The 7625-nt window shown below is 41.7% G+C and carries 7 protein-coding genes; 3 read left to right on the forward strand and 4 right to left on the reverse strand.

The features are described from left to right. Nucleotides 1–807: dihydroxy-acid dehydratase domain-containing protein (locus V7K27_RS11970; RefSeq protein WP_334947364.1), on the forward strand; the 807-nt coding region annotated here is incomplete at its 5' end. Between the two features lie 128 nt (nucleotides 808–935). Further along, a complete protein-coding gene (locus V7K27_RS11975; protein ID WP_334947366.1) occupies nucleotides 936–3035 on the forward strand; it encodes an ABC transporter substrate-binding protein in 2100 nt (699 codons plus the stop codon). 130 nt (nucleotides 3036–3165) lie between these two features. Here the strand turns inward: V7K27_RS11975 and V7K27_RS11980 are convergent, their stop codons facing one another. The 4 genes from V7K27_RS11980 to V7K27_RS11995 all read right to left on the reverse strand — a co-directional run bounded on the left by V7K27_RS11980 (nucleotide 3166) and on the right by V7K27_RS11995 (nucleotide 5317). Beyond that, entirely contained in the window at nucleotides 3166–3387 is a 222-nt protein-coding gene (locus V7K27_RS11980; RefSeq protein WP_334947368.1) for a type II toxin-antitoxin system HicA family toxin, read from the reverse strand. Further along, the gene (locus V7K27_RS11985; RefSeq protein WP_334702265.1) at nucleotides 3384–3593 is read right to left on the reverse strand and encodes a type II toxin-antitoxin system HicB family antitoxin; all 210 of its coding nucleotides are present in this window, start codon (nucleotides 3591–3593) and stop codon (nucleotides 3384–3386) included. The genes V7K27_RS11980 and V7K27_RS11985 overlap by 4 nt, the downstream gene beginning before the upstream one ends. 54 nt (nucleotides 3594–3647) lie before the next feature. Then, nucleotides 3648–4433, reverse strand: a complete 786-nt coding sequence (locus V7K27_RS11990) for a Uma2 family endonuclease (protein ID WP_334947370.1) — start codon at nucleotides 4431–4433, stop codon at nucleotides 3648–3650. Between the two features lie 245 nt (nucleotides 4434–4678). After that, entirely contained in the window at nucleotides 4679–5317 is a 639-nt protein-coding gene (locus tag V7K27_RS11995) for a Uma2 family endonuclease (protein ID WP_334947372.1), read from the reverse strand. Between the two features lie 747 nt (nucleotides 5318–6064). Between V7K27_RS11995 and V7K27_RS12000 the strand changes: the two genes are divergently transcribed. After that, complete coding sequence (locus V7K27_RS12000) at nucleotides 6065–7108, forward strand: cyanophycinase (protein ID WP_334947374.1); 1044 nt, start codon at nucleotides 6065–6067, stop codon at nucleotides 7106–7108. The last annotated feature ends 517 nt before the right edge of the window (nucleotides 7109–7625 follow it).

The raw sequence follows: 7625 nt of genomic DNA on the forward strand, positions 1-7625 counted from the left end.
TTTGAAACTATCCGCGCCCGCGTTCCAGTTTTGTGTGATTTAAAACCAAGCGGTAAATATGTCGCTACAGATTTGCACAAAGCTGGTGGCATTCCCCAAGTAATGAAGATGTTACTTGTCCATGACTTATTACACGGTGATAGCCTCACCATTAGCGGTCAAACCATTGCAGAGATATTAGCAGACATCCCAGAAGAACCATCCGCCAACCAAGATGTGATTCGGACTTGGAATAACCCGATGTATGCTCAAGGACATTTAGCTATTCTCAGAGGTAATCTGGCAACGGAAGGGGCTGTAGCCAAAATTACCGGGGTGAAAAAGCCAGTAATTACCGGTCCAGCACGGGTATTTGAATCGGAAGAAGCCTCTTTAGATGCGATTTTGGCGGGTAAGATTCAAGCTGGTGATATTCTAGTCATCCGCTACGAAGGGCCTAAAGGCGGTCCTGGGATGCGCGAAATGTTGGCTCCCACCTCAGCAATTATCGGTGCTGGTTTGGGTGATGCGGTGGGATTAATTACCGACGGGCGCTTTTCAGGCGGTACTTACGGCATGGTGGTTGGTCATGTTGCGCCAGAAGCAGCAGTTGGTGGCGCGATCGCTCTTGTAGAAGAAGGCGATAGTATTACTATTGATGCACCCGCTCGTTTATTGCAGTTGAATATATCTGAAGCAGAATTGGCGCGTCGTCGTGCTAATTGGCAACCTCCGGCTCCGCGTTACACTAAAGGCGTGTTGGCGAAATATGCCTTTTTGGTATCTTCTAGCAGTATTGGTGCTGTAACAGATTTGGAATTGTTTTAAGTGAACTACCTACACTGGACTGATGGTACAGTGTAGGCTTCCCAATTCATCGAAAGAATATTGGAAGCTAGAAGTTATGCGATCGCAGCTTATCCGGTTTTGGCGGTTTGCATTGCGCTTTTATACAATTGCTTCGAGTTAGAGAAGGGGCAATAGCTGTTCTCACATCTTCGACTTCCACTCAATATTCTTTTGAACAACAAGGGGCAGATACCTCAACTTATACCTACTATATAGTTGATGGACTAAAGACTGGTGCAGCAGATAAGAATGAAGATGGTTGGATTTCCGTTGATGAATTGCATGAATATGCTACTAAGGCAGTACAAGAAGCTACTCTTGCAATGAAACCAGAGATATATACTATCAAAGAAGGCTATAAAATAAACCTTGCTAAAGCACCTATTGATGATCCTAAGCTCATATATCGTCGAGAAGTTGATTATTGGGTAAGAGACGGTGAGATTATTAATATGGGTCGTATTCCTTTAACTAAGCGACAAAAAGAGTTAGCACTTAAACCTGATGAAGCTTCAGCTATCGAGGCTGAGGTTTTAAAACCTTATCAAGACTACAAAGAAAATTTACAGGAATATCAAAAGGCGTTCATCGAAGAAACTCAAGGTAAATTACCTGTTACAGCACTTCCGGCAGCTATGAGGTACATCCTCAAAGCAACTGTATTGCATAATAGCGGGAAGCGCTGTAGTGACAAGACTCGTGCTGATTTGAAACGTCTTCAGCAAGCGTTAGGACTTAGAGATGAAGATATAGCGCTAATCGAAGCTCCAATAATTGCCGAAAACCCACCACCTCCTCCACCCCTCCGAAATAGCAATTTTAAATACTATATAGGAGTTTGCATTATTGGAATAATCGGAGTTGTTGTTAGTGGTACTGTTGTATATTTGTTTCGGCCTTCACCGCAAACCTGTGCTAAGAAAGAGCAGTATAGTTTGAATGACAGAATTAGTTTGGGTGAAGAAATTTTATTAAAACAAAAAGATACGAATCTAGATAAAGAAGCTGGAGTTCAAGCATTTTTAGAGGGTAATTGTCAGCTTGCTATTGATAAGTTCAATTCATACCGTCAAGCTAATCCTAGAGACCCAGAAACATTGATTTACTTAAATAACGCTAAGGCTCGTCAGCAGGCAGAACACATTAAAATAGCTGTGAGCGTACCTATTGGTACTGGTATAGATTTAGCAGAAGAGATACTGCGCGGTGTAGCTCAAGCTCAAGATGAGGTAAATAGTAGTGGTGGAATTAATCACAAACTATTGCAAGTGGCGATCGCTAATGATGATCAAAACTTAGGTACGACTAGAAAAATTGCGAAAGCCTTAGTCGATGATAAGGAAGTATTAGGTGTAGTAGGCCCTGCTTCTAGCGATGTCACGATAGAAGCAGGTCAAGTCTTTAACTCAGGAGAACTTGTAGCTATTTCTCCTGTTAGCACTTCTGTTAAAATTTCTAATTTTAGCCACTATATTTTTCGCACCGTTCCTAGCGATAAATTCGCAGCAGAGGAATTAGCCAAGTACATGGTAACAACTTTACAGAAAAGAAAAGCAGCAGTTTTCTTTAATTTTGGCAGTGCTTATAGTAACTCGCTAAAGGATGAGTTTACTACGGCTGTTAGAAACAACGGTGGACAGGTATTAAAACCGGAAGACTTATCGAAGTTTAATTTTAATGCCGCTACTGCTATGCAACAGGCAATTATGCAAGGCGCACAAGTATTGATGTTAGTCCCCGATTCTACAGATTCTAAAGCAATGGACAAAGCGCAGAAAGTGGTTCAAGAAAATCAACAACGGTCACGGTTAAATGTACTGGGGGGAGACGCAGTTTACAGCCAAAATACTTTAGAAACTTGGGGAAAGCAAGCTGAAGGTATGGTGGTAGCAATTCCCTGGAATATTGATATTAAACCCAATTCAAATTTTGTCCAAAATTCCAAGTCATTGTGGAAAGCTCCGGTGAGTTGGCGAACGGCGACAAGCTATGATGCAACGAAGGCAATCATTGCAGCTTTAAAGATAAATCCCACTCGTAACGGACTACAACAAACGCTACGCGATCCAAGCTTTTCAGTTGATGGTGCTACAGGAAAGATTCAGTTTTTACCATCTGGCGATCGCAATGACAATCCCATCTCCTTAGTCAAAGTTCAACAAATATCTGGCACTGATAAATATAAGTTTGTGCCAACTCAACCTTAGTTTTGCAGCTTTACTTAATAGCGATGCCTACGGTGGTAAACTACGCACTTCCTCATTCTTGTATTTCAAAATAGCGATCGCACTGACTCATTCTGATATTTCAAAATAGCGATCGCACCCAATCTTTCACTTACAGCAACTCGATAAATTCATCAACACTCAGTCCAACCTGTCTGATAATTGCTCGTAAAGTTCCTTTGTCTAATTCTTGATGATTCGGAACAACAACTTCACCAAATGGCTCATCTCGACGTAAAATAATGTGGCTTCCACGTTGTCGCAAAACATAAAAATCAGCCTTTCCCAAAGCTTTGATGCACTGTTGTCCAGAAATTATTGGCAACTTGCTCATACATCGACCAAAACCGTTTCCAAGTTATCTTCTGGAATAGGACGACCTTCTTCTTTTAATACTTCAATATATAATTCAATAGCTTCCTTGATATTGCCAATAGCTTCTGTTTTCGTCTTCCCTTGGCTGATACAAGCAGGTAAGCTAGGACATTCAGCCACCCAATAACCATCTTCTCCTGGATAGATAATTACTTGTCTCTTCATCTCTTACTCCTACAACTCAAAACTGTAGTCCAAACAAATCAAAAAAGCCAAAATTCATAACATATCTGGATTTTCCCCCAGTTCTCTCAATCTAGCCGCTAAACGAGCCACCTGTGCAGAAGCCGCTTCTGCTTCTGCAACTGCGGCTTGTGCTTGTGCAACAGCAATTTCCGCTTGCGTGACTGCGGCTTGTGCTTGGAAAGCAGCAGCCTCGTCTGGTAACAAAACCAAATTCACAGCTACATCATAAAACCGCAACCATATCGCCGTTTCTCTGTCTATTGTTCCTTCATACGTTCCCAACCATAAACTTAACTTTTGACACCACAACCAACCACGCTCATTTGATGTCAAAGATTGATATTGCTGATTATGATCTAAATGCCACCCTTGCAAAGAAGTCGGATCAAAGGGGTCATAGACAAAATAATCTGAAGTATGAAAAGTTTGTTCGTAAAGGTCTTTCTTAACAGTCTGATCTATTTTGGCTGTAGATGGTGACATTAATTCTACAATCACATCAGGATAACGACCGTTTTCTTCCCACACTACCCAACCTTGACGAGAATTAGTCCCGTCCACATTCAGGACAGCAAAGAAATCGGGGCCACGGAAATCCTGGTTACGTACTTGGGCGCTGCTGTAATAAATAAACATATTGCCACCAGTAAAAAAATCATTCCGGTCAATCCAAGTTTGTTGCAATGACCGAATCAGGACATTCATGGCAATACGGTGGCGATTTGATTCCAAGGGTTCACCATCATCAAAAATTAAATCTGTGGGCGGTGTGGGGTGTTCCCAGTCTAGAATGGCTCCTGGGTTGTTTTCGGTAGTCATGAGCGATCGCCTTTCTCAGAAAGCCTTAGATTTTTATAACAAGAATTCAGAACTCAGGAGTCATAATTCATACTGAATTCTGTACGAGTGGGTAATGAATATTGGTTAAAACCTCGCCCCAGGCAATGCCCTGAACGTGGCCGAAGGGCGGGCGAAAAAAATTAAAATATTCTCGCCTTAAAACTCTATCCCTTTATGGGTAGAGCATTCTGAATTCTGAATTCTGAATTCTGACTCCTGTTTTATCATAAATTATTCTTAACCCAATCTCGAAAATTACGCATAGCTTGACTTCTCCCAATTGTTAAACACTGCTGAACATACTCATTAACTAATTCAATAATTGGGATATCAGGAAAATTAGGACTAGATTCAGATTTGATATATTTTCCTTCTTTTAGCAACGAAATTTCTAAACCTTGTTGTGTATATTGCCAAAGTTCAGGAACTCCCAAAATTTCATAATTCTCAAATCGAGTGCGAGAAGTAATATCAATTTCGATTGCTAAATCTGGTGGTGGATCTATATTTAAATCAATGCGATTTTTCCCAATTATAGCAGCTTGATTTTGAATGTAAAAACTGGTATCTGGTTCTACTGCTTGCTGCGATCGCTCATTTTTAAGTGTTGTGGAACCAAAAGGCTCAAAATCAATTTGGAGTTTGTCTAATAAAATTCTCACTAACTCACCAATATATTCTTTATCTTTTTCGTGTTCGGGTAGGGGAACCATAATTTCTAACCAGCCATAACTATAAGAAATACGTGCAGCACTCTTTTCTCCCATTTCTGCAAAAATATTTTCTAACTGCTGCCAACTAATATCTTTGAGCAACATTTGTTGACCAGGTTTAACAATAATTTGTTGCAGTTTTAAAAGCATATTACCTCAGAGAGTTGATGTAGTAATTCGTAATTCGTAATTCGTAATTCAGCTTTGTAACGGGGATTAAGCAGGGCTATTTCATTCTAGACAGAAACCGCCCAGAACTGAAGTTCAGAGGCTCATAGCTAAAGTCCGTTAAAACGGACTATAACCTATAAGCTTTTCTTAGTAGACGTAGGTTGGGTGGAGCGGAGCGCAACCCAACTGATTATCAGGATGTTGGGTTACGCAAAGCCTCCACCCAACAAAGCAATTTTTTTGCAACTCCCCACTCCCCATTCCCTACTCTCTGTCTACCCAAATAATTATGGCTACGCCACGCTGCGCGAACAGAAATCAAAGCAGACTGCTATATGAGTGTAAAAATTAGCCAAAACAAATCCTTGACAGAAAGCGTCTCCGGCTCCGCTTCTGAGTTTTGAATTCTTCTAATAAAGGATACAAGTAATGTAGATATTTTCACAGAGTAGGGCAGAGAATTAATGATTACTCTGGGTTATTATCGCGTTAAAAAACAGTACAAGCCCTGTACGCTGGAAATTCTACCCTCTCTAGTGCGAGAGTTAAGCTAGTGCGCGTCTAAATTGCAGATTTTTTCGTTAAAACTGTCATTAGTCGTTTGTCCAAAGTCCAATTGTAAATACAAGTGACTAACGATCAATGATCAAGCACGATCGCGAAGAGATAAGCAATTAAGATGCGTAACAGCCTAGCAATAATTGCAGTTTGCTCCAGAAGCTTAGTATGACAAAGGCATTCCCAAGCATAGCAAGGCGCTTGAAAAGTACAGGAATCAAGTTGTTGAATATGGGAACCTTCCTAATAAACCGTTTTATCGCAAACTGGAAGCGCTACTTCCTGGGTGACACTGTTGATGTCCGCCCCTCCCCCTCTTATGATGTCCGTCCTTCCTTAGCGGGTCCAGTCCTTAGCTTAGGTGGGGGTGGCCCCGATGTCGATGATGCTATCCAGTGGATGATTAACCAAGTTAGAGGAGGTACTGACTCTGCGACTAAAGTTAATGTTGTAGTTATCCGCACTAATGGTAATCACGATTACAATCGGCTAATTTATGCCATGAAGGGCGTAAAGTTTGTGGAAACTCTTGTGATTAGCAATAGGCAAGAGGCAAACAAAGCCGAGATTTTTGAAAAAGTCAAAAATGCTGATGTGATTTTCTTTGCTGGCGGCGACCAATGTCAATACATCCGCAACTGGAAGGATACCAAACTTGAAACTGCTGTTAAGTCAGTTTACCTTAAAGGAGGTGGTGTTGGTGGCACTAGTGCGGGTGCGATGATCCAAAGTGAGTATGTTTACGATGCTTGCGCTTCTTCCGAAAAAGGCATTGAAACTAGAGACGCACTCGAAGATCCCTATCGAGACATTACTTTTACTTACAACTTTTTTAACTGGAGTAATTTGAAGGGAACTATCGTAGATACACACTTCGATAGGCGTCAAAGAATGGGTCGAATTATGACTTTCATTGCCCGTCAAATTAAGGACGGTGTATCTAACAGTGTTTTAGGCATAGCAGTTAGTGAAAGTACATCGGTTCTTGTGGATAAAAACGGTTTGGTGAAAGTTATGGGTAGGGGTGCGGCGTACTTTGTACTTGGCAATCATATACCGGAAGTATGCGAACCGCGATCGCCTTTGACTTTTTCTAATTACAAAATTTGGAAAGTTCGCAGTGGCGACACCTTCAACCTGAGAAACAGACCCACCTCTGGGTACTATCTTAGGAGTGTCAAAAGGGGACGGATTGATTCAAATCCTTATTGAGTGGGGAGTGGGGAGTGGGGAGAGACGCGATTAATCGCGTCTGTACAGGAGTTTGGAGTTGTGCAACTTATCCTTAAAACCCCGCTTCCATTACTCTCGCCCACTCCTGAAAGGCTTTGATTTTTGCTCCCCTTCGCTTGTACTGCCGTGTACACACAAGTCTGTCTTAATTAACACAATTTACGGTTTATCCAATAGCCTAAAGAAACCTCACCCTGGTTCTGCTACGCAAAACCTGTCCCTCTCCTTAGTAAGGAGAGGGATGTTCGTCAGGACAGGGTGAGGTTTTTGTTTTGGCTAATTCGATGACTTGTGTCTACACTGTAGCTTCCCTTGTAGGGAAGGGGTTGGGGGTTAGGTTTGAGAGAAAGTTGCACACGGCGTAATTTAAAGATTTACCCTCAGAAGGTCAACTTTCACCCTCAGAAGGTCAACTTCCACCTTCAGAAGGTCAACTTCCACCTTCAGAAGGTCAACTTCCACCTTCAGAAGGTCAACTTCCACCTTCAGAAGGTCA

This window comes from Nostoc sp. (genome assembly GCF_036919575.1).
Lineage (GTDB): Bacteria > Cyanobacteriota > Cyanobacteriia > Cyanobacteriales > Nostocaceae > Nostoc.